Raw genomic sequence first — 21743 nt, 5'->3', positions numbered from 1 at the left:
TGGCAACCTCAAGTAGGGCGTAGGTTCTTGTTTGACTGGCAGGAAAGTAGGCTAATCTAACCTAGGTTCTATATGGAACGTCGTCTTATTTTTGCTGTTTCGAGTTTAGTATACGCTAACCCAAAGGTAACCGTCATTGCGAAGCTGCCTCAATAATTGTCTATTGTGAGTGAAATCTCATGGCAGCTGCGGCAATCTTTTCACTACGGAGCGGACATTCCATCTCCCAACGAACAGATTGCTTCAGTCGCTTAAAGAATCGTCACATGGAGAATCTACATTTGGCTCCATCGCAATGACGTCCTTATTGATGCTTTGTTATCTTCTTATATCGAACTCAGGTTCGTTTACTTTCCATTCGGAAACATGGGCCGTGGAATCACCATCAGCTCTTTTTGGCGCCCATCGATGTAGCGGAAGCCGGTTTTGTCAAAGTAGCCGTCTTCTTCCAGCATGATCCTGATCTCTTTGTTCCATTCCTTGATGAACACGCTGGCGTTGAGCTCAATGGAATAGGCCGTGTTGTGGTACAAGGGATAATCGCCATTGAAAGGCACGCCGTCCTGCTGATCCCACATGCCGATGGTAGGCCCACTGGCATGACCGTAGTAGCCAATAGGGTGCGTATAGATCGACGGCTTTAAGCCCGTCGCTTTGGCCTGGTCAAGGGCTGCTTTCAAAATTTCATTGCCTGTTTTTCCCACTACAAAATTGCCGGTGAGGGCATCCTGCACTTTGTTGCCCTGGGAAAAAGCCTCCTGCAAAAACTTAGGCGGCTCGGTTTCTCCGGGCTTCAAAATATAGGCATGCTGCTGGGTATCTGTATTGAGGCGCAGGTAGGTAATGCCAAAATCGGTGTGGAGCAAATCGCCGGGCAGGATGACCTGCTCGCCCGGCCGTTCTGAAAAGCTGCGCAAATGATCGAAAGACTCCGGATCCTGGCGCTGGATGGAGACCGAAGGATGGAACCAGGTGTCGAGCTTGAGCTCTTTGATGCGCTCCCGCATCCACCATACCACATCGTCGGTAGAGGTGATGCCGGGCTGGATTACCTTGTCTGAGAAAGCTTCCTGGATAATTTGGTGGGCGATGCGCACAATCTGCTGGTAAACGATCATTTCGCTTTCGGTGCGGGTTTCCAGCCAGCCGATGGCCAGCTTTTCGGCCGATACCACTTTTTGCTGGAAGTTTTTGGGCAGCACGTTCATGAGCTGATCGTACTCATTGGAGGTGATGCCATCCGTTTGAGCAAAGTGCTCCGATTTATTGATGCCTATTTTCTTTGGATTCTTTTCCTGGATTAGGCGGCTCAGTGCCTTGAACTGATCGGGCTGAATGGCAGGGTTCCAGGCCATTTTAAAGGCGCTGCCTACATTGTAGCGGGCAATGGCATACGTTTCCAGCTCTTTGCCAGCGCCTGGATCATACACTACCAAAATGGTGCGACGACGAGCGGCCAGCCAGGTGGCGGGCAGCATGGTGCGGATCACAGGGTCTTCATTGTACTCCCTGGCGATGATCAGCCACATGTCGAGCCCTTCCCGGCGCATGAGGTCGGGCAGCAAGTATTTGATTCGCTCTTCGAGCCAGCGGTCAATGACTTCGGCCTGCTCTCTTTGGGTGAGGATTTTGGGGACTGACATGTCCTGCGCCAGCACCTGGCCAGCCATGATTACAGTAAAAAGGAGGGTAAGTACTTTCTGCATATTTCATCGTTTTGCGAAAGCTGATGAAAAACTGCAAATGAGGCAAAGAAAATTGTTTGGGTGGGGAGGGGGTTGTTCGGCTCCTGGCCAATTTTGATTAGGGTACGAGTCAAAGCCTCGCACCAGCGTTCGCTGCTATTGGATAGTGCGGCTGCTCGAAGCATCTCGGGGCGACTGCTCGGACCGTCGGGGCGAGCAGTTGCCCATTGTCTGAACTTGGTGCCTTGCAGGCTTTTCACCCGGTAACCGACAGATATAATGACGTCCAGATCATAAAAATTTGTGGGTTTGGTAGAAAAATCGGAAATCCCGATTTTTCTCATGGATGTTTCCCGGGTTAGTTCACCTTCTTTGTAAATATTCAGGATATGCTCATTAATGGTCGATTTGCCTTTTTGAAAAAGTTCGGCCATTTGCTCAAGAGTTAACCAAACTGTTTCATTCTCCAAGCGAGTTTGAATGCTAGTCTTGCCATCTTCAGTTTGATATATGATGATCTCCGAACTCATTAAGCTCCTGTTTTTTAAGTTCTGATTCTTTCACTGCTTGAAAGTACTTTTTCTTTTCTCTAAAAATACCATTTACAACTCCCAATGTGAACGATAATAAATGGTTTCACTTTCAGTATGCCTATGCTTTGGAACGAAACACCTAATTGTCCCTGATCCTTTTTTCGATTACCACTGACGTTTATGATCCCTGCCGTGGTAGGCAGGTGCCATTTTTTCTTCATGGCAAAACTACTTCTGCTTGTCTTAGCGCCAGGTTGAAACTCAACGCTGAAAAAAATCGCCCCGATGGGGCTTTGTGGTGCCCTTCGGAACATGTGGAACAGGGGGGAAATACCGCCAAATTATCTTCTGCTTGTCTTAGGTGATGTTTTCATTCTCTTCCCTTTGTTCTTTGAATTTATCAAGGTAGGGACTCATTATTTCATTGATCCTTCTGATTTGACTTTTTTCTAGTTCTCTAAATGATTTTGATTTTAGATGTGGTTCATCTCTTGAATCTTGAATTAACTCAGTTAATATTTCTTTAATTACTTCTTCCTTTGTCAATCCAAGAATTGATAAGTTTAATTTTCCACTTAGCATTTCCTTTCTTACGGGTCTTGCAAATCTTGATGAATGTGGAGCTTGACCAAGAAAATGAACTATTTTGATCCCTGAGATCCAATGGTCAGGTATAATCCTAAAGAGGACTTTGATATCCTTATGACTCACAGGATAACTCCCATTTTCTTTCAACTTATCAAAGACAATCTGCATTTTTAATTTTACTATTACCTAACGGCCGCATAGATCTCAGCTGCACTCCGTACTAGCATTTACATTCCATTAGTTGCATAGTGGGGTCGAAGGCAAAATTCTTAAAGTTTGTCTTAAGTAAACTATCATTTTGGGCCTCCATTTCCTAGCTTTTTATTTCGCAGCAAAAGCAATCTCGCACCTCTCCTTTTCCAGCAGCGACATCACGTTTTCGAGCTGAAAAACCTTTTTGGTCTCCTGCATCCTCTCGGCGGCTTCTTTCTTCAGGTCTTTTCTGTGAATGGCTTCCACAAATCGTCTGACCTCCTCTTTGTCGGACAGAATGAGCGGAGGAACGGTGGTCAGCTTGTCGTTGTCCTCTTTGGCTACCATGGTAAAGTAGCTGTTGTTGGTGTGCTTCACCACGCCGTCTTTTACATTTTCGGCTATCACGTGAATGCCTACTACCATGGAGGAATTGCCCACGTAGTTGATGGACGCCTTTAGCGACACCAGGTCGCCCACTTCCACCGGCTGCAGAAAGTCGACCGTGTCTACCGACACCGTGACACAATAGGCACCTGAGTGCTTGGTAGCGCAGGCATAGGCTACTTTGTCCATCAGAGATAGCAGGATACCCCCGTGGATTTTGCCTCCAAAGTTGGCATAAGAAGGGATCATGAGTTCGGTGATGGTGACTTGCGAATAGGCGACAGTTCTGGGATGCATACGATTTTTGTAAGTGTGAGGTAAGCAGGCCCACGGCTTTGGCAGGCTACCGCTGGCACTCAACTTTACACCCAAATTAACTAATATTCTTTCCGCAAAAAATATTTTGTTACGCCGCAAATCAACGGATCGGGCAAAGGCATATCTTTCCATATTTATACACAGTCAACCACTAACCCCGAATGAAAAAGCTCGCTCTTCACTGGCAGATTATTATTGGCATGATTGCCGGAGTGCTGGCAGGACTTTTGGCCGGATCTCTTGGCACCTCTGCCTTTATCAAAGTCTGGATAAGCCCGTTCGGTACCATTTTCATCAACCTGCTGAAGCTGATCGCCGTGCCTTTGGTGCTGGTGAGCCTCATTGTGGGCATGAGCAACCTGAAAGACATCAGCAGGCTTAGCAGAATGGGCACGAAGACCTTTGTTTTGTTTCTTCTCACCACCATTATGGCCATCACCATTGGCCTGCTCACTGTTAACATCATCAATCCCGGGCTTTCTTTCTCCCCTGAAAAGCGGGAAGAGCTGAAGTCGATGTACTCTTCCAAGGTAGAGGAGCGAAGTGCCATGGCGCAGGATTTTCAAACGAAGGGGCCACTGCAATTTGTGGTTGACGCCGTGCCGGAGAACCTGTTTATGTCGCTGGGCGATAACAAAAGAATGCTACAGGTGATTTTCTTTGCCTTGCTTTTTGGCGTAGCCATGGTGATGCTGCCCGAAAAACAGACGGATACTGTCCGTAAGTTTTTTCTGGAAGCCAATGACATTGTGCTGAAAATCGTGGACATCATCATGAAGTTTGCTCCCTATGGTGTGTTTGCGCTAATGGCAGGCATGGTGGCCGATTTCTCAAGCGGCGGTGGGGTGATCGAGCTTTTTCAGGCACTGGGGCTTTATTCTTTTGCTGTGATTTTTGGGCTTTTCATGATGCTGCTTCTCGTGTACCCGTTGATGCTCAAGGTTTTTACCAAAATCCCGGTGAAAAAGTTCTACCAGGATATTTTGCCCGCCCAGATGCTGGGCTTCAGCACCAGCTCGAGTGCAGCGGCACTGCCCGTAACGATGAAGTGCAGTGAAGAAAAGCTGGGGCTGAGGGAAGAGGTAACGAGCTTCTGCCTGCCCATAGGCGCCACCGTGAACATGGACGGCACGAGCCTCTACCAGGCCGTGGCGGCGGTTTTTATTGCGCAAGCTTTTGGGGTTGACCTTAGTCTTGGCCAGCAGTTGACGATAGTGGTTATGGCTACGCTGGCTTCCATTGGAGCCGCTCCTGTGCCGGGTGCTGGCATGGTGATGCTGATTGTTATTCTGCAAAGTGTAGGACTCAATGCCGAGGGACTGGGGCTTATTTTTGCTGTCGACAGAATACTCGACATGTTTCGCACGGTGGTCAACATCACAAGCAATGTGACCGTGGCGGCTATCGTTGACCGAATGGAATACAACCAAACCTAAACATCATTTGTTATGTTTGAGGAAGTATTGGCTTTACTTCCGAAAACAGTAATAATGACGCTCAACAAGTACCTTACCATTCTCCGGCTGGTTTACATCTCGCTGATGTCTACCCTGGCCCTTTTCACGGCGGTTTCCTTCTTTGTGTTTTTCACCGGCGAGGGGTCAACGATCATTCCCACGGGACTGCCCAAATATGCTATCCTCGCTGTGGCGCTGGCGGCATTGGCAGGATGGACTTTTACAGGGAAGCTGCTGAAGACCGACCCGAACATTCCCTTGCAGCAAAGGCTGCAGTCGTGGTACAACTACAAGGTGATCAGAGGGGCTGTGCTGGAAACAGTTGGGCTGATTGGCGTGGTGGGCTCTATCGTTACCTACGATGCCATGTATTTCCTGGCTCCTATCTTCATTTTTGGTATTTTATTCACTGTTTTGCCATCGGAACGACGCATCCAGATTGACCTGGCCCTGAGTGAGGAAGAAATGGAAGAGTTGAAAAAATTGAATCAATAAAGCTTATTGTGGCGGGCAAAGACCATCTGTATTTTATCATTCATAAGCCTTACGGCGTGCTGAGCCAGTTCACCGACGAGGACGGCAATCCGGGTCTGGGCACCATATTCAAGCTGCCGAAGGACGTGTATCCCGTTGGTCGGCTCGATACCGACAGCGAAGGACTCCTGCTGCTGACTAACGACAAAGGACTGAATGCCCGGCTGCTCCACCCCAGCAATGAGCATAAGCGCACCTACTGGGTAGAGGTGGAAGGCGTGGTGGATCATAAGGCGCTGGAGGCGCTGGCCAAAGGTCCCGTGATCAGGATCAAAGGCAAGGAGCACAACAGTTTGCCTATTGAAGCAAAAGTGATAGCCAGCCCTGAAGAATTGGAGGAAAGAAACCCACCGGTGAATCACCAGAAATACCCGAACACTACCTGGCTGGAGCTGAAGCTCATTGAGGGAAAGAACAGGCAGGTGCGGCGCATGACGGCGGCAGTGGGGCACCCCACGCTTAGGCTGGTGAGGGTGGCCATTGAGGAGCTGAGCCTTTTTCCGTTGAAATCGGGAGAAATAACGCAGGTGTCGGGGAGTGTTTTGATGAGAAAGTTACATTTGGGGTGATGGTCAAGTAGCTGATTTAGCCTAAAATCATGGCTCTGAAAAGATTTATCTATCTTTTGACCTTTTTGCCCTTAAGCCGGGCTGGCTCCTACTTTTTCATGCCGTTCCCGGATGGGACAAAAAGTAGGCAAAAGTCAACGAAAAATTAACGCACAAGCCAAAAACCCGCACCTGCCGCCATTTTTCGCCCACCCGCCCTGGTGGGCACGATTCATATTAATGATCTGTCTTTAGATGAAATTAAGTGAGCTAAAGCTTTTTCATCGGCCCTTTGGTTTTTAATATTGGGTAGGAACGTTCAACTGGCATTCAATGAAATAGGGCAAGATGAATAATCTCCCTCACGACGTCAATGGAAAATAACTTTAGACCTCCGTACATTGCTTACCACCATGCCGAGAGCCGCAAATGAAAACTAACTTCCCCGCATCATTTTCAAACAGGCTGCAAGTGCAAATGGGAGCCGAAGCATCTACGCTTCTTGATGCTTTGTCTACCACCTCCCCTACCTCTATTCGCATCAACCCCAATAAGTTTCATACGCCGGTGAAGCTGGAAAAAGTGCCATGGTCATCTCATGGCTATTACCTGGAAGAAAGGCCTTCTTTCACTCTTGATCCTTTGATGCATGCCGGGGCCTATTATGTGCAGGAGGCCAGCTCTATGTTTCTGGAAGAAGTGGTGAAGCAAACTGTCGATCTTACCCAACCACTGAGGGTACTTGACCTTTGCGCTGCGCCGGGTGGCAAATCGACCCTGCTTGCCTCGCTCCTCAACAAGGAGTCGATGCTCGTATCGAATGAGGTCATTAAAAGCAGGGCGGAAATTCTAGCTGAGAACCTGACTAAATGGGGAGCGCCCAATGTGGTGGTGAGCAACAACGACCCGCGGGACTTCGACAGGCTGGAAGGCTTCTTCGATCTAATTGTGGTGGATGCCCCGTGCTCCGGTGAAGGTTTGTTCCGAAAAGACCCCAATGCCATCAACGAATGGTCGCCTGACAATGCCCACCTCTGCTCCGACAGGCAGCGAAGGATTTTGATGGACGTGTGGCCGGCACTGAAACCAGGCGGCGTGTTGATATACAGCACCTGCACCTATAATCCGGCAGAAAACGAAGGGAATATCCAATGGCTTTCAGAACAAACACAGCTGGAAGCGCTGCCTCTGGAGGTAGATCCTGTCCTGCAAATCAAAGAAGTTGAAGCCGCCAACAATATCGTCGGGTATCAGTTTATGCCTCACCTGGTAAAAGGAGAAGGCTTCTTTGTCTGCGCTGTGAGGAAGCTGGATGGCGAGGAATGGCAAGCTCCGAGAAAAGACAAGTTTCCGTTGACCCCAACCGGCAAAAAGGAACAGGCGGAGGTATCACCCTGGTTGACCGATGAACGGGATTTCTTCCAGCACTACGAAAACATCCTGGCTTTGCCGGTAGGAGGCAATGCGGCGTGGGGCGCTGTGATCCGGGAGCTTCGGATTGTGCAAGCCGGTGTGCTGGTGGCTGAGATCAAGAAAAAGAACCTGGTACCTGCTCCGGCCCTGGCGCTCTCCACCATTTTCAGGAAAGACACCTTCCCCACCTGGGAGCTGGAACTTCGCCAAGCCCTGCAGTACCTCCGCAAAGAAGAGTGGCCCATCGATAGAGAGAAAGACGGCTGGCACCTGATTTGCTATGAGCAGTTGCCCCTGGGTTGGGTCAAACGGATTGCTACCCGGTTTAACAACTACTATCCGCTACATTGGCGGATAAGGATGGAGTTGCCGGGGGAGTTGCCTGGAACTGGATTATTGTGAAATGCGAACTGGTTGTCCTTTAAGGATAAACTGTCCAACAAACATTAAAAATGCATACCTTTTAATGTCTACCCTGGTTTTGGCATTAAAAAGAAGGTTGGCACCTGATGTGCTACCAGCAGTTGCCCCTTGGGTGAACCAAACCGATTGCTACCAGGTTCAACAACCACTATCCGCTGCATTGGAGAATCAAGATGGAGCTGCCTGCGGAGTTGCCGCAGTTTGGTTTGTTCGATGTGGTTAGTTAAGGAAGGTGAGAATTTGCCGAGTTGAGGGCAAGGCCCTGTGTGAAGACACACATGAAATAGCCATGAGGAGTACCACACCCAGCGGAATGAATAGAGCCATTTAGACAAGTGATTTTCATTCTCAAAGGGTTTGGGCTATTCCATCTGGCCGCTAAAAATTAAATTTTATACAGATGAAAACCGCTGTGAAAACACACATAAAAACGGCTTTGGCAGGAAAAATGGACTGCTGGTAGCACTTTGGCTACCAGCAACCAAAAACCGAACAACTATTTGATTGAATCGCCTTTGTAGACAGTCATTTCCAATAGCTCATATTGCTTGCCTATTTCTTCAGGATCAGGGCCTGGTAAGTGCCTTAAATGCCTGTCGAAAAATGAGGTGGTTAGCTTAGTGACAATTTCCATTCCCTGATAGGGATCGATATCGCCAGTGCCAGCAAGAGATTGAACGGGAATCATAAAGGGTATATCCATGAAGTTTGGATGCCCTGATTTCAGGAGCTTGCTTTCGTAGAAGTAGTCGGTACTCTTGTTGAGGTAAATATGTGAGTTAACATCTTCATGCTCTGCAGGCCAATCAGCGGAAACATAGAGGAAAGGGATATGGTAGGTGCTATCGATCGTGTTGCCCCATGAAATGCCATCCAAATTTGCGGCTGCCTTTATCCGGCTGTCTGTAGTGGCCACTACCCCGGATGCTCCACCTCCTACTGAATGCCCAAAAACGCCTATTTCATTCAGATTCAGTTTACCTTTCAGTGCACCGTCGGTGTTCCACTTTTCCAGCAGATCCAACGTATATATCAAGTCTTCAGCCCATCGATCATTTACTCCGGCCATGAAATAATTCTTTGACGCCTCCCGCACAATAGGATGCCTTTCCTCATAAGTAAGGTCACTTTTAAAGGCTTCAATCAGCGGCTCCACCACTGGCTGGGATTCGGCAGAAATTTCGTTCTGGAAGTCATAATCAAAGTACTTTACCCTGCCATCCGGAAAAGTAGCCCCAAGGCTTTCGTAGGTATGATTCATGTTGATGATCACATATCCCTGGCTGGCCACCTCGGTCAACAAGGCATAGTATCCCGTTGCTTTTGACCCATACCCATGAGAAAAAATCAACACAGGGAAGGGCCCATCCGCTATCGGAATATCCGGATAGGCGTAAGTTTTTACCCGATCAAGGTAATTGAGCGCAGAAGGTGGCAGGCCATACTTAACAGAGAAGCCAGCCCGGCTTCCTTCATCTACATACTTCTCGCCTTTCAGCGATGAGACTTCCACATCGCTTGGATACCAGATTTTATACATTAGTTCTCGCTTATCGGTAGCATCTTTGGTGATGATCTCATCCCGCTCAGTTTGCACGTAAACCAATTCTGCACCCACGCTGTAAGGGCCCCGTGGTTCCGGCAAGGAGAAAACAGGGAGGAGCTTTGGGAGTGCCCAACCCGGTAGTAGCAAAACAATCAACCCCAAATACCCGACCACCCTAACAAAGGACACACGGGCAGAGTCAGTAGCATCAACAGCTTTCACCCTCCATCCCACGATAAGCGTAAGCAGATAGGCGGGAAACATTTGCCAGCGCCAGCCTTCTACGGTCAGGTGCAGGGCCAGCAACGCCCCGAGAAATGCTAAAACGTAGTTAGCCCGAACGTGCCGGACAAGCGGTCTCTTGACGAAAGGCAGTATGGATACAACCAGCAAAAGGGTAATCTCGAAAGTTCTCATGCACCAGTTAAGTTTTGTAGGACAAAAATGTTTTTAGCAAAACTAGGGCGAGGGTGGTTCAGATGCGATGTTAAATCCGTGCGCAAACTCGTTATCCGTCGACCAAACCTAACATCGATATCAGCTATTGCCGAAAAATGGGATTTTGCTGGCCCGGTAAGAAGAGTTTTGGCATTAAGAAAAGGGTTGGCACCTGATGTGCAGCAGCAGCTGCCCCCTGGATGAACCAAACCGACTGCTACCCGTTTTAACAACTATTTTCCTCTACTTTTGAGGATAAGTATTGAGCTGCCGGAAGATTTAACTCACTCATTTTTGAACCACCATGCTTAAAAAAATCAATTTCAAACTTGCCGTCCACGCCATGATAGCCCTGCTGTCGCTTGTTTTGGTGTATCACCTCATCATCATCACCGGTCTGATTCCTTATGAAGCCACCTGGGGTGGGCGACTGCAAAACAGGGAACAAATGCTGCGGTTTGAAACTGTCAGCATTGTGGTGAACCTGTTTATTCTTACCGTCATCCTGATCAAAGGAGGCTATTTGAAGCTAAAACTGCCAGCAATAGTGCTGAAGGTCTTGCTTTGGGCGTTTGCTGTGCTTTTCGCTCTCAACACCGTAGGGAACCTGGCCTCCACCAGCGTGCTTGAACTTATCATTTTCACCCCGCTGACGGCAGCTGCGGCTGTCTTTTGTGCGAGGTTGGCGGTGGAGCGGCAAAAAGCTTAACTGTGATCTTGCAAAGGCGTCATTTCGTAGTGCCGCTGGATCTCTTGTTTAAATACTAACAGTTACCTCCTCAGGTTTTGTCCAGTTCCAGGCATACCAAACAATTACCATTGTTGTCACAATCTCTATACTTCCAAAAAACAGATAATATGATTTGGGAGTCGCAACAAACATGGTCAAAATCATAATCACAGTTTTTATAGAACCTGCGATAATATTGGCCCAGCGATTAGCTGTGTGTTTCAGCAGTCGGGAAAGAATGACCATTGCTATTGGTATCTCCATTAGGATGGCTCCACTTAACAAGAATTTCTCATTCATCTCAATGCTATTTACTGTTCCTGTCAAATATTGGCTCAGCAACCCGGAATCCATGAGTCCCACGACATCACAATACAGATAGTTTAGCGTAACGAATATCCAGAGAGTTGAAAGAAGTGTCCCTTTATCAGTATTGTCAAATGTCTTCATTTTTCAGTTTTTTATATGTTGTCTGCTGCGCTAACTGTGAATACAAATGGCGCTTTCATGTCCGTCCCGTAGGCGGAATGCTTCTTCTAGTTGTTAAGAGCTTTTGTTCCTCCTCACTATTTTTACAACCCGACCGTATATGATTTCCGCTAAACTCCAGTCATATCCATCAAAATTGGTTGTATTGTTAAACTGAATGACCACCGTGTCGATGTCTTTGAGGTATTTGGCAATACTTTGGTAGCCAGGGAGCAGACCTGTATGTTCATAAACGTAAATAGAGGAATAGATTTCCTGTTCACCTTCTTTGAACACCGACCCATCGTTCAATGCCCTCAGGAATTTGCCCACGTCCTCAGCCGTAGCTATCATGGAGCCTGCAGGGTTTATAAATTCATTGTACTTTAGATCGTCTTCATATCCTACGTAGTAGCCGCTCATCACCTCGTCTGTATTCACTTCACTAAGTAAACTGTATGTATTGTTCAGCCCAAGTGGCATCAAAATTTCTCTTTTGATATATTGGTGATGACTATATCCCAGTGTGTTATCAAGGATTTCGCCTATCAACAGATAATTCGTATTTGAATAGCCATAACTTTCATCGGGCCCAAAGTCGGCAGGCTTATCCAGCACCAACGCAAGATTTTCACTATTGGCTTTCGGCGGATTCACCCAATAGCCAGCGGTGCGGGAAAAATCGGGAATACCACTTCGATGCTGCACCATCATTCTCAGGGTAATTTTATTGGCATTTTCAATTCGTTCCGCAAGCGCTGGAAAGTACTCAGCGAGAGTCATATCCAACGACAACTGTTTATCATTAACCAATTTTGCCACAGCCACAGCCACATATAACTTGCTAACACTGGCAATTTTGAATAAAGCTTTTGGGTCGGCAGGAATTTGATTTTTCCGGTCGTGCCAGCCTGCGGCATAAAAGGCTGGTGGCTTCCCAGCCTGATCCACGTAAACGATCATTCCATCAAACCCGTGATCAATCCCTTCCTCTAATTGTTCTTGAACCGTCTCAGGTAGTGGTAAAATCCAGGCCTTTACCAAAATCCATGGCACGAAATACAAGGAGCCGATGCTTGCCGCAATCAATACTATTCTTACGATTCGTTTTGCTTGTTTCTTTTCCATCATGTCATTTTTTCGGAAGGGCGCACTTGTCCCATTTAAATCCATCCCAATTCTTTGACTGTCTTTTCACTTTCCGTTATGCCTGTATGCAACGTTTCCTTTGGCTCAAAGAGCAGGTTAAATACAATTTCCCCGTTTGTGTGCGGTCGGTGTTCCACTCCTTTTGGCACAATCAGGATTTCACCTTCTTTCACTTCAACTGTTCTTCCATCCCTAAAGTCCATCAAAAGAGTGCCTTTGAACACCATAAAAAGTTCGTCTTCATTTTCGTGGCTATGCCACACAAAGTCGTCCTTGAGTTTGCATAGTTTGACATATTGCCCATTGAGTTCTCCAATAATGTGAGGAGTCCATTGCTTTTCAAACAATGAAAACTTCTCCATAATGTTGATAGAATTGATTTCCTGCATGGTTTCTTACATTTTATTTGTCAATACTTCTATGATTTTGACACTTCACGTTGCACACGAACGGCATTAGAAGCTTTGGCTTAATTTTTCTTGTACGTCAGTTTTATCGATTTTCTTCAGAAGAAGTAGTGCGATAATCAATAAAGGTAGAAATATAACTATTGGAGCAACTGACGCATTTTCTGGTTCTTGCGTCACCTGGCTTTGTAGGTTAGGTAGATTTTGAAGTGAAAAGGAGAAATTAATTAACGCATGCGTGATTGCGATAGGAATCAGTTTGTTGGTTTTAAGCAATACTACGCCAAAGAAGAAACCGATAAATGTGGCAAAAACAACCTGGACTAATACAGGCAATAGTGCCCCGTATTTTAAATAATTGATGAGGTGAAATAGGCCAAATGCGAGCGAAGGAATAAAAATGCCTAAGAACATTCCTGATTTTCGGTTGACGTATTTCTTGAGGTAAAACGATTGTAAAACACCTCTAAACAACAGCTCTTCTGCAAAACCCACTGCCAAACAGCTAAGTAATAGTAGGATTAGGTTTGGTAGTTCTATTTTCGTTAGATCAGTAGCTATTACAGAGGCAAGACCTAGTAGTATGATGTAAACAGGAATTGCGGTCAAATATTTATGCTTCCAATTATAACTGGCAGAGAGCCCTGCAAGAACAGCCAAGTTCCATTTTTTTATGAGCGAGAACCCCAATAGCATTAACACGCTCATTTTCGCCAATAGGTTTATATATTCAGCATGAAAGTCGGACAAAGAACATTTTAGCAGCAAGCCTTCAAGTGGAACCATAAAAGCTAAGCCTACTACGAACAGCACGATGACTGTAAGGAAAAAGGGAGAAATAGTTTTGATGTCTTTCATTACGATTTTTTTAATCTAGTTAAATACCACCCTTGATAATGAGGGCTAACTGTCAGTATTATCAAAGCCGGTTAACAAATCGCCTGAATGAGCTCACAAATAATGGCTGCTCTTCCATGTATCCTTCATGAGCACTGTTTTCCAGGATCACCATTTCCTTGTCCGTAAAATCAGGTCCGCCAATACTATTAAATGCATCAAATCCCATTTCAATGGTGTTGACCCCGTCGTGTCTTCCCCAGATGACCATTGAGGGTATCTTGATCTTTGCCATTTGAGGGCTGAGATTTAGCGCTAATACATTAAAATTTGGTCTGAGATATCCGCCATTAAAAAATATGGACAATGACAGATAGGAGTTCATTGCTCCCAAAGCGCCGACTTCTGGTCCCTGTACCTCCTGATTGGGGTCTTTGCGATAGGCATTTGTATTGGTTAAGTAGGCATCGTATTTGAAATAATTTTCCTTAATAGTCATGTCATGAGCAGAAGCGCACCAGTTATATGCTTCTGTCCAATAGCCCACGTCAATACCTGCATTAATTTGCTTTTGGGCGTATTCTTTCACAAACACGACCGATTTCGGTATGCCTTCAAGCAGGTTGTGCCCGCTATCCATACAGATGAATCCGGCTACCTTTTCCTGATAATTGCCAGTACTCAAATAAGCACTACCTAAGGCACCGCCCCAGCTGATGCCGTAGAAGACAATCCTGGGGCTGTTGTGTCTCAGTTTGATGCTTTCAACCACTAAATCAAGGTCTTCCAAAAATTGATCAACAGTGAAAGTGGCTTGGTCAGGATTGCCCTGCGAAAGTCCGGAACCACGCTGGTCCCAATAAACAAAAGCATAGTCCTCCTCAAGCTCTTTTGAAACGGGCATAAAAGAAGGAAGGGAAGCACTTCCGCCCGGTCCGCCGTGCAGGAAGAGGATGAAAACCCCGGACTCAATGTTTCCTTTTACAAAGACCGGCATTTCGGCTCCCGCATTTTTGATAAAGAAGTGATCTCCATCGTAGAAACTTTCCTTTTCACAGGAGCCCAGGACAAACAGAACTAAACATGCGAGCACTTGAATTAAAGTTCTCATAGTGATTGTCTTTTGAATTTATAAGTAAGACCAACCTTGGCCGCAGCATGAGGAAGGAATATGTGATTGAAGGATGACTGTAAGTAGGCCTCTACCCCAGCATGAAAAGTCCAGGGCAGATTCATTTTCCTTGTTCCATCCCAACCAATCAAAAAGGATGAGGTGGGCATAAAATGTGAGTGGCCCCAGTTGGCTGCCATTTCAAGTCCACCTTCAGAAGATATTTGATACATAGTGCCCACAGCAAAAGCGTGCATATATCCTGCCCCCAGATTCAGATCAACGAAGAAAGATTTAACAGGCAATCGGGCGCCAATACTAGATTTGAGAAACAGTGCGGTATTGTTCCAGCGGTGCCAGTAGCCTCCCAATTCTGAGTCCCAGTGAATGGTTACCCAGTTCTTCTTTGCCAACGTATAGTCGACTCCCATACTCAGGCCCGGATGAAGCACCAATTCCCCGAAGTAATCCAGCTTCAAGGCGACCTTGTCGTTGTAGACGAATTGGGAGAATGGAATTTGTTTTTGGCTTCTTTCATTGCTTACCGAATTGAACTGGGTATTGGATTGGCTAAATGAATTGATGCCAGCGACCAAACTCAGGGTCAGGAGTAGTAACTTTTTCATTTGTTTAATTGGTTAAGTTCAAGTGATAGCAAGAGTAACGGGAATTCTTCAGGCCGTAAAATGAATGTGCCCGGGGTATAGTTAGCTGTGATTGATACCCCTGACAATGTGAAAGAGGCAAACTTCACAGGGATGGTGGATTTACTCACAATAAATGCGTAGGTCGTCCCACGAGTAGCTTTGCACGCCAATAGAAGGCTGGTTTTAATTTAGAATCGGTAACCAACATTTGCTTGAAAAGCGAGGTTCATACCGAACTCATCAAACAGTTTTTGAGTGCCGAGGTAGTTTTTGTATGGGTTCTCAGTGCGTTTGCTATGAGTGAAAGTGCCAAGATTGATGTTTGTTCCGAGATAAACCCCTTTAAACAAGCTGATTTGCATACCATACCCCCCACCTAAGAACAGGTATTGATAAGTGGCAGGATAGTATGTTTTTCTCAATTGATTGACGTAGGCTCCAGAAATGATCAGAAACAGGTTGAATTTGTTACCTGCTCCGTTTGGAAAGTACTTATAGTTGAAATTCCCGCTTACGACTCTTTGGTTTTTTACAACAAACGGATAGAACCCAACACCCAATTCGAACTGACTTTTTTCTTTATAGAATGATGCACCCGGAACAAGTCCAACCGTGTTTATTTCAGTGTTATAGCTTGAATTCAAAGCGAAACCCCAACTATTACCTGGCGAGTCAATTTTTTGAGCGCTGCTTAGGTAAGGAATCAGGCTTGCTAGTAGAATGATAAAGAAATGTTTCACAATATTCATTTCAATTATTGGACTGTTCCTTTTCTAAAGCTTTGACGATCCTGTTGTATACCTGTTCCAATTGAAGCCAGAACAGCTCATTGCTGCTGGTATTAACGAACTGAATAACCACCGCATCTATGTCGCTGTGATAGCGTGCGATACTTGTGTAGCCGGGCAACCAACCCGTATGTTCGTATTGGTATACAGAAGAATAAATTGCTTGCTCATCGTCGGTGAGCAGTGTACCGTCAATTAATGCCCGCAAGAAGACTCCCACGTCCTCTGCAGTGGCCACCATGGAGCCACCGGGCTGAATGAAATCATTGCCCTTGATATCAGGCTCATATCCTTTATTATACCCACTCATTACATCTTCTATATCCACCTCACTAAGCAAACTGTGGGTGTTGTTTAGCCTTAGCGGATGGAGAATTTCATTTTGGATGTATTGGTGATGGCTGTAACCCAACGTTCGGTCAAGTATCTCTCCGATCAGCCAATAATTGGTGTTGGAATACTTATGTTTTTTATCTGGTCTAAAGTCGGCAGGTTGACCCATCACCAGGGTGTAGGTTTCACTATTGTCCTTGAACGGATTGTCCCATGGGTAGGCATCAATGAAATCAGGTATACCACTGCGATGTTGTAGCAACATTCTCAGGGTAATCTGATCTGAATATTCAATGCCTTCAGCGAGGTCTGGCAGAAGCTTTGTCAGCGTATGATCCAAAGACAACGATTGATCAGCAATCAATTTGGTGGTAGCAGCGGCTATGTAGAGCTTACTAATGCTCGCAATTTTAAACAACACATGGGGATCAGCAGGAACCTGGTTTTCTCTATTCTTCCATCCGGCGCTGTAAAACGAAGATATTCCTGATTGATTGACATAAACTACAATACCATCAAACCCACGATCGATCGCTTTATCCACTTCTTCCTGAATCGTACCAGGAAAGAAAATCAATTCCTTGTTACATCCTGTGAAGAGCACGAGAGATAGTATAGCCCCGATCGTTACATTTCTTAACTCTTCTATTTTAAGTTGATTTTTCATATGCTATACAAACCGAAGGGCTCACAATCCCGCCACTCAATATGCTGCTTGAATTTTAGCCTCAAATTTTTCGGAGCCGTCACTCAAGGTTAGTGTTGATTCTGTCATTTTTATTACTAAATCTTGCATGCCACCATTGCGGTGCCCGTCAATAAAGAATTTGTTTTCGCCCACAGGAACAAGCGCCACCTTTATCACATGGCTTGTTTTGACGGCATCATCCATGAACATTCCCTGGATTTTATTTGCAGCATTTACAACGATGACCATTCCTATATCAACTGCTTCAAAGTGAAACCTGATGTGCACGTTTTTAACTTCCTCACCGGCAATTTTGTAGATATTGTACGAATGAAATGCACAGGCATGGTTGACAAAATTTGCCCACATGCCTTTTAGCTGATCCTGCCCCTGTTGGGTACCTAAGAAGCCTCTCATTTGTTCGTTGCCGTAATCTGAAAGTCCTTCAAACTGCTGCGTACTCCATGCTTTGGCGAAAAACAGTGCTGTTTCACTGGCTTCATTCTTCTCGCTTGCATCTTTGGCAAATGCATAAGTAAAAACCGACCAGGGTGCTTCACCAGTTGTTTCTAAAAAGTACTTTCCGCCTTCATTTTTAATGAGGATGGTGTGGTCGTCGTCCAACTGAAACGCTTTGTCTTTGGTGAAACTACCAGCACTTATTTGAGTCGGTACAGGTGTGAGCTCGACAGGTTTGCCTAATAGTAGCGCTACCATTTTATCTGTTATTTCACCTTCAACGAAGGAGACGTTCCCCTGAAATTCATCTGTTACTGGGTTAACAGACGTTGCGTTCGACAGAATGATCACCTTTATGTCCTGTGCTGGCAGTGAGCCCATCATGGAGACATACCCAGGGAGGAGGCCGCTATTGTAGACCCACTTTTCTCCTTCTTTTTGATCAGTAACCCAACCCAACCCTGAGGCCATCTCATTCACTCCCATTGATTGAGAACGGGTGTACAACTGAGCTACTGAGGTTGGCTCCAAAAGTGTTCCATTGTCCAGCGCCTGCATAAACTTGTATAAATCAATAGTGGTGGACGTCACGTCGGCGGCACCCATGAGCCAGGAAGTGTGGAACGGCGTAGTAAATCTTTCGAATGTTTCCATACCTAAGCCAAAATAGGGGTAGGCCATTTGGCCAACATTTTTAAAGGTAGTGGCGGCTGTATTTTTCATGCCAGCAGGTTTGAATACAGCTTGCTCCATAAAGTCGGCATAGGAAGTGCCGCTTACCTTTTCAATAATATTGGCAAGAAGTAGGTAGCCAAAGTTGTTGTACTCATAAGCGGTGCCCGGTTCAAAATTCAACTTCGAATCTCTAAACTTTTCTAAAAGCTCATCGATCGTTACCTCCTCTATTCCGGGCATCAGGCCGTTGCCTGCATCGTCCACTCTACCAATATTGGCTTGCATGCCGGAGCTATTATTCAACAAGTGCTGGATGGTGATTTGGTCTGAATACTCGGGCATAAAATGGGGAAAGTAGGTGGAGAGCGGCGTTTCTAAAGTGAGCTTTCCAGCTTCTACCAGCTTCATGATGCCTACTGCGGTCAATGATTTTGTAAGTGAGGCGATACTGAAGATCGATTTCTCTGAGTTCGTTCTGCCTTCTTCCAAATCGGCATAGCCAAAGCTCTTTTGGTAAATGATCTTGTCGTTTTTGCTGACTAATACATTGCCTACAAAGCGATTGTATTGCGTATAGCTTTCGAATAATTCATCCAACTTCCCCTCCAATTCTTTCTTACCATCGGTTTGGGCAAATGACCCATGTCCGGCGGCTAGAATGAATGCAACAATGATTAACTTTTTCATTACCTGTCGTTTTAATGTTTGTGATAACTGCAACAACATTATAGCAGTTGGAGGGCACTAGAAAATGAATGTGACTAATGCCAGATAAAATGTTATCCAGGCTGGAAATGATGTGAAATAAGCCAACTTCACAGCGCTGCCTGGTTTAGTCACTAGAAAGGGAGCATTTGTCCCATGGCTGCCTTAGCCTCGTTTTAATTCCCTTTCTTTGACATGGAAAATCATCAACATGAATAAGAAATTAGAGGCGGTCATTCATATTTTGATTTGGGGAGTAGGCTATTTTATACTCTTACAAGCAACGTCAACCATAGGAGATTTCAGGAAGGAAACTGGCCCCTATTGGGTACCACTGTTGTTTGGCACGTTGATGAGTCAGCTGCTTTTTTACACGACTGCCTTTTACTTTGTCCCCAAATTCTTGCGATTAAAAAAGACAAAAACCTTAATCGGCTTAATAATTACTACTCTGTTCTCAATTGCACTGGTTGAGAGCTTTGTTGACTACAACTACCTGGTCAATTTCTTCTCAACAGCCAATGAAGGTTTCCAGATTTATTTCTACTACAATTTAATCGTGGGCTTCTTTGTTTTGCTTGTTGCCCTATCCTATGCGCTGCTCAAGTATTGGATCCGCAATGAAAAACTGAAAAGGGTATTGCTTGAGGAAAAACTATCCACAGAAATGGCTTTTCTGAAGTCGAAGATCAACCCACATTTCCTGTTCAATGTGTTGAACAGTTTTTACGCAAAATCTTTGAAGCACAATGTACCCGAGCTGGCAGACGGCATCGCAAAATTGGCCGAGCTGATGCGATACATGGTGTACGAAACCAATGCAGACAAGGTGGAGCTGGAAAAAGAAATCCATCACCTGAAAAACTTCATTCAGGTCTATCAATTGCGCATCGCAGAAGACGATGATGTGTATATCGATTTTGATGTGAAAGGAGATATAAAAGCGGTTAAGATTAGCCCGATGTTGCTTATTCCTTTTGTAGAAAATGCGATCAAGCATGGCGTAGTTCCTCATGCTAAATCAGCCATTGCCATATCATTGGAGATAAAGCAAAACCGGATGGATTTTAAAGTGACGAACTCCATTCACAAAGGAGCCAACGGAATTCAAGACAATTCCTCAGGCTTTGGACTCGATAATTTAAGAAAGCGACTTGCTGTTCTTTATCCCGATGCGCATACATTAAAAACAATGGAAGAAAATGGTTACTTTATCTCTTCACTAAGTTTACAACTTGACCAGGCACCATGATAGACTACGTAATTATTGATGACGAGCCTGCCGCTATCGAGGTGCTTCAAATTCATTTGAATACGGTTCCGTATATGGTGCTCAAAGCTTCTTTTCGAGACCCCATGGAGGCGCTGGACTATCTTCAGCAGCACAAAGTTGATCTCATCTTTCTTGACATCAACATGCCTAAGTTGTCGGGCATTAGTTTCCCCAAACTATTACAAAACCCTCCTTTAATAATTTTCACAACGGCCTATTCGGAGTATGCGCTGGAAAGCTATGAGCTCAAGGCAGTAGACTATCTTTTAAAGCCGATTCAGTTCGACCGATTGCTTCAAGCGATCATGAAAGTGAAGAGCGTGTTGAATCTGCACAGTGGCGGTCTATCCGCCAACGCTGAACCAGCTGCTGACGTGACTGAGCAGACTATTTTCATTAAAAGCGGTGCTGAATTTCACCAGCTGGCTATTAAAAACATCAAATACATTGAAAGCGATGGCAATTATGTGACTTTCCATACGGACGGCCGACCGATACTGGCCAGGTATAAATTATCTGAAGTACTGGAGCTACTTCCCCCTTCTCTATTTGTACGAATACATCGCTCCTTTGTAGTAGCGCTCATGCACATAGAAACAGTTAAAAGCCATTGTGTGGTCATCGACAAACATGAGCTGCCATTAAGCAGTACGTATAGAGAAGATTTTTTAGAAATAATCAACGGTAAAACTGGAGGGTAAGGTCAATGTCGGTCAACGTAATCAAAGTCACCTGACGGCCTCATTAGTTCTCAATTACCATTCAGATCGTCTTCTACGATAGCATAGTGATAATTGTCTTTCCATTCACCTCTTATTGGCAAAATTTTTCGATGCAGCCCCTCCCTTCTCATTCCCATTTTTTCTAAAACCCTGATGGATTTGATATTATCAGTCGCCACGCCAGCCTCTATTCTATGCAAACTAAACTCATTAAACCCTACACCTATCAGTAACTTGCCAAGCTCCGTTGCATATCCTTTACCCCAGCAGTTGGGAAGTAGCTTATAGTAAATCTCTCCCCTTTTGAATCGATCAAGAGACAATGTCATTCCCGCTATTCCGATAAATGCAAAGGTTTCCAACAATTCTATTTTCCAGAAATAAGATTTTCTGGGAGTCACTTTTTGGGCTTGAATCAATGGCGTTAAATACTCTTTGGTTTCATCAATATTTCTTGGAATTCCCAGCGTATTAAATTCATCTACCTCAGGAAAGGAGTGCAGATGATGAATGTCGTCCTGGTCGTCTAACGATATTTCAACAAGTCGTAATCTGGTCGATTGATAAGTCATTGCAAATTATTTTCAATAGCTGCGTTGTCGTTATCATATGTGAAGACACATATTAGAACGTCAACATTACCACTATTCTATCTTCCTCGCAGCCTTGTACTCACTTCCCTCATACCA

Annotated in this window: 22 protein-coding genes; 7 read left to right on the top strand and 15 right to left on the bottom strand. The window is 45.3% G+C overall.

What is annotated here, in order from left to right; translation table 11 throughout:
• Window positions 1-347: 347 nt before the first annotated feature.
• From RIG68_RS10305 to RIG68_RS10290, 4 genes are all read right to left on the bottom strand, one after another.
• A complete protein-coding gene (locus RIG68_RS10305; RefSeq protein ID WP_350121878.1) occupies window positions 348-1706 on the bottom strand; it encodes a M24 family metallopeptidase in 1359 nt (452 codons plus the stop codon).
• Window positions 1673-2119 (bottom strand): RhuM family protein, encoded by a 447-nt coding sequence (rhuM, locus tag RIG68_RS10300; RefSeq protein ID WP_350121876.1) that lies wholly within the window; start codon window positions 2117-2119, stop codon window positions 1673-1675. The genes RIG68_RS10305 and rhuM overlap by 34 nt, the downstream gene beginning before the upstream one ends.
• 456 nt (window positions 2120-2575) lie before the next feature.
• Window positions 2576-2974, bottom strand: a complete 399-nt coding sequence (locus RIG68_RS10295) for a hypothetical protein (protein ID WP_350121874.1) — start codon at window positions 2972-2974, stop codon at window positions 2576-2578.
• 153 nt (window positions 2975-3127) lie between these two features.
• Entirely contained in the window at window positions 3128-3682 is a 555-nt protein-coding gene (locus RIG68_RS10290) for an acyl-CoA thioesterase (protein WP_350121872.1), read from the bottom strand.
• A 182-nt stretch (window positions 3683-3864) separates the two neighbouring features.
• Between RIG68_RS10290 and RIG68_RS10285 the strand changes: the two genes are divergently transcribed.
• The 4 genes from RIG68_RS10285 (at window position 3865) to RIG68_RS10270 (ending at window position 8057) form a co-directional block, all read left to right on the top strand.
• Window positions 3865-5139: a dicarboxylate/amino acid:cation symporter gene (locus RIG68_RS10285; protein ID WP_350121870.1), complete on the top strand. Its 1275-nt coding sequence runs from the start codon at window positions 3865-3867 to the stop codon at window positions 5137-5139.
• Window positions 5140-5151: 12 nt separating this feature from the next.
• Window positions 5152-5655 (top strand): hypothetical protein, encoded by a 504-nt coding sequence (locus RIG68_RS10280; RefSeq protein ID WP_350121868.1) that lies wholly within the window; start codon window positions 5152-5154, stop codon window positions 5653-5655.
• 8 nt (window positions 5656-5663) lie between these two features.
• A complete protein-coding gene (locus RIG68_RS10275; protein WP_350121866.1) occupies window positions 5664-6263 on the top strand; it encodes a pseudouridine synthase in 600 nt (199 codons plus the stop codon).
• 408 nt (window positions 6264-6671) lie between these two features.
• Window positions 6672-8057 (top strand): methyltransferase RsmF C-terminal domain-like protein, encoded by a 1386-nt coding sequence (locus RIG68_RS10270; protein ID WP_350121864.1) that lies wholly within the window; start codon window positions 6672-6674, stop codon window positions 8055-8057.
• 517 nt (window positions 8058-8574) lie between these two features.
• On the opposite strand, the gene RIG68_RS10265 is transcribed toward RIG68_RS10270, so the two are convergent.
• Window positions 8575-10041: an alpha/beta hydrolase family protein gene (locus RIG68_RS10265; protein ID WP_350121862.1), complete on the bottom strand. Its 1467-nt coding sequence runs from the start codon at window positions 10039-10041 to the stop codon at window positions 8575-8577.
• Window positions 10042-10366: 325 nt separating this feature from the next.
• Between RIG68_RS10265 and RIG68_RS10260 the strand changes: the two genes are divergently transcribed.
• Window positions 10367-10771, top strand: coding sequence for a hypothetical protein (locus tag RIG68_RS10260; protein WP_350121860.1), 405 nt, complete (start codon window positions 10367-10369; stop codon window positions 10769-10771).
• A 48-nt stretch (window positions 10772-10819) separates the two neighbouring features.
• Here the strand turns inward: RIG68_RS10260 and RIG68_RS10255 are convergent, their stop codons facing one another.
• The 9 genes from RIG68_RS10255 to RIG68_RS10215 all read right to left on the bottom strand — a co-directional run bounded on the left by RIG68_RS10255 (window position 10820) and on the right by RIG68_RS10215 (window position 19041).
• Window positions 10820-11242 carry a DUF6326 family protein gene (locus RIG68_RS10255; protein WP_350121858.1) on the bottom strand — a complete coding sequence of 141 codons (423 nt, stop codon included), beginning with the start codon at window positions 11240-11242 and terminating at the stop codon, window positions 10820-10822.
• A gap of 93 nt (window positions 11243-11335) precedes the next feature.
• Window positions 11336-12388 (bottom strand): serine hydrolase domain-containing protein, encoded by a 1053-nt coding sequence (locus RIG68_RS10250; protein ID WP_350121856.1) that lies wholly within the window; start codon window positions 12386-12388, stop codon window positions 11336-11338.
• A 35-nt stretch (window positions 12389-12423) separates the two neighbouring features.
• Window positions 12424-12798, bottom strand: a complete 375-nt coding sequence (locus tag RIG68_RS10245) for a cupin domain-containing protein (RefSeq protein WP_350121854.1) — start codon at window positions 12796-12798, stop codon at window positions 12424-12426.
• Between the two features lie 66 nt (window positions 12799-12864).
• On the bottom strand, window positions 12865-13674 hold the full coding sequence (locus tag RIG68_RS10240) for a CPBP family intramembrane glutamic endopeptidase (RefSeq protein WP_350121852.1): 810 nt from the start codon (window positions 13672-13674) through the stop codon (window positions 12865-12867).
• Between the two features lie 61 nt (window positions 13675-13735).
• Window positions 13736-14764 (bottom strand): alpha/beta fold hydrolase, encoded by a 1029-nt coding sequence (locus RIG68_RS10235; protein ID WP_350121850.1) that lies wholly within the window; start codon window positions 14762-14764, stop codon window positions 13736-13738.
• The gene (locus tag RIG68_RS10230) at window positions 14761-15390 is read right to left on the bottom strand and encodes a hypothetical protein (RefSeq protein ID WP_350121848.1); all 630 of its coding nucleotides are present in this window, start codon (window positions 15388-15390) and stop codon (window positions 14761-14763) included. Before RIG68_RS10230 ends, RIG68_RS10235 begins: the two co-directional genes overlap by 4 nt.
• Window positions 15391-15599: 209 nt before the next feature.
• A complete protein-coding gene (locus tag RIG68_RS10225; RefSeq protein WP_350121846.1) occupies window positions 15600-16160 on the bottom strand; it encodes a hypothetical protein in 561 nt (186 codons plus the stop codon).
• Between the two features lies 1 nt (window position 16161).
• The gene (locus tag RIG68_RS10220; RefSeq protein ID WP_350121844.1) at window positions 16162-17199 is read right to left on the bottom strand and encodes a serine hydrolase domain-containing protein; all 1038 of its coding nucleotides are present in this window, start codon (window positions 17197-17199) and stop codon (window positions 16162-16164) included.
• 36 nt (window positions 17200-17235) lie between these two features.
• Window positions 17236-19041 carry a serine hydrolase domain-containing protein gene (locus tag RIG68_RS10215; protein ID WP_350121842.1) on the bottom strand — a complete coding sequence of 602 codons (1806 nt, stop codon included), beginning with the start codon at window positions 19039-19041 and terminating at the stop codon, window positions 17236-17238.
• Window positions 19042-19270: 229 nt separating this feature from the next.
• Between RIG68_RS10215 and RIG68_RS10210 the strand changes: the two genes are divergently transcribed.
• Window positions 19271-20311 (top strand): sensor histidine kinase, encoded by a 1041-nt coding sequence (locus tag RIG68_RS10210; RefSeq protein ID WP_350121840.1) that lies wholly within the window; start codon window positions 19271-19273, stop codon window positions 20309-20311.
• Entirely contained in the window at window positions 20308-21033 is a 726-nt protein-coding gene (locus RIG68_RS10205) for a LytR/AlgR family response regulator transcription factor (protein WP_350121838.1), read from the top strand. The genes RIG68_RS10210 and RIG68_RS10205 overlap by 4 nt, the downstream gene beginning before the upstream one ends.
• Window positions 21034-21083: 50 nt before the next feature.
• On the opposite strand, the gene RIG68_RS10200 is transcribed toward RIG68_RS10205, so the two are convergent.
• Window positions 21084-21626 carry a GNAT family N-acetyltransferase gene (locus RIG68_RS10200; protein WP_350121836.1) on the bottom strand — a complete coding sequence of 181 codons (543 nt, stop codon included), beginning with the start codon at window positions 21624-21626 and terminating at the stop codon, window positions 21084-21086.
• Window positions 21627-21743 lie beyond the last annotated feature (117 nt).

This window comes from Imperialibacter sp., assembly GCF_040222385.1.
Taxonomy (GTDB): Bacteria; Bacteroidota; Bacteroidia; order Cytophagales; family Cyclobacteriaceae; genus Imperialibacter.
This window is presented reverse-complemented; position numbering and strand designations above follow the sequence as displayed.